The following is a 1,118-nucleotide window of genomic DNA, read 5'->3' on the forward strand; positions in this document are numbered from 1 at the left end:
CCCAGCACCCCTTCCGCCCGCGGAAAAGGCGCCGCCCGTTGAAAAGGCACCCGCACCGGCGCCGCCCGCCGACGAGGCACCCGCTCCCGCGCCGCCCGCTGAAGCGGACCCCGTTGGCCCCGCTCCCAAGAAGATTCCCGATCCGGTCGGCCCGGCGCCCAAGTCCATCCCGCCGGAGCCCACGGTGTGCAACCCCGAGGTCGATATCTGCGTCAGATAGCCGGTTTCAGGGCTTCCCGTACGCGCGTGCGATGTCGGGTGAATCCAGCCATCCGGAGTACGTCGGCTTGCGGGGCCAACCGTCCGGCGAATCCTGCCACTCCTCCTGGCGGCCCCAGGGCAGGATGTCGATGAGCGCGAAGGTGTGGCTGAGCTGCTCGGTGCCCCGGCCGTTGGTGTGCCAGGTGCGGTAGACGGTATCCCCGTCGCGCATAAAGACATTGACCCCAAAGCCGCCTCCCGGCGGCGCGTCGACATCCGCGCTGAACGAGCTCTCCGACGACGAGTACCACTCCATCTTGTTGCCGACCTTGTCGCGGTAGGCCAGCGCCTCCTCGATCGGACCGTTGGTGACGATGACGAACCGCGCGTCGTAGTTGTCGAGAAACTCCAGCCGGGTGAACTGCGACGTGAAGCCCGTGCACCCGCCGCACTGCCACTCCGCGCCGTTCTCCCACATGTGGTGGTAGGTGATGAGCTGCGAGCGGCCCTTGAAGACGTCGACCAGCCGGACCGGCCCGTCTTCGCCGATCACGGTGTAGTCCGGCAGCCGCACCATCGGCAGCCGCCTGCGTGCCGCGGCGATCGCGTCCAGTTCGCGCGTCGCCGCCTTCTCCCGCACCCGAAGCTCATCAAGCGCCTCGCGCCACGTCTGCTCATCGACGACCGGCGGTTTCGCGTGCGCCGACGTCGAGATGTGCTCAGTCATGCTTGTTCCTTCCGGTGCTGTCCCCAGCCTTCTGATAACTAGACACGGCCGGCACCCGAAAGTCATCGCCTGCGCACCCGGATCGGGAAATATCGTCAGCCGTGACGGGACTGCTAGGAGCCTGCTGAATTAATCCCGCGTGGCGGGCGTGGTTCTGCTGGGGTTTTCGGGATGATTGACGGGTGCAGGG

Annotated in this window: 1 protein-coding gene and 1 pseudogene; one reads left to right on the forward strand and one right to left on the reverse strand. The window is 67.1% G+C overall.

Annotated features, from left to right (window positions below; genetic code table 11):
• Window positions 1–220: pseudogene (locus tag CQY20_RS35325) on the forward strand (hypothetical protein); the annotation flags it as partial.
• Between the two features lie 6 nt (window positions 221–226).
• Here the strand turns inward: CQY20_RS35325 and CQY20_RS33860 are convergent.
• The gene (locus CQY20_RS33860) at window positions 227–928 is read right to left on the reverse strand and encodes a DUF899 domain-containing protein (RefSeq protein ID WP_097945774.1); all 702 of its coding nucleotides are present in this window, start codon (window positions 926–928) and stop codon (window positions 227–229) included.
• Between the last annotated feature and the right edge of the window lie 190 nt (window positions 929–1,118).

This window comes from Mycolicibacterium agri, assembly GCF_002553505.1.
In the GTDB taxonomy this organism is placed as follows: Bacteria; Actinomycetota; Actinomycetes; order Mycobacteriales; family Mycobacteriaceae; genus Mycobacterium; species Mycobacterium agri.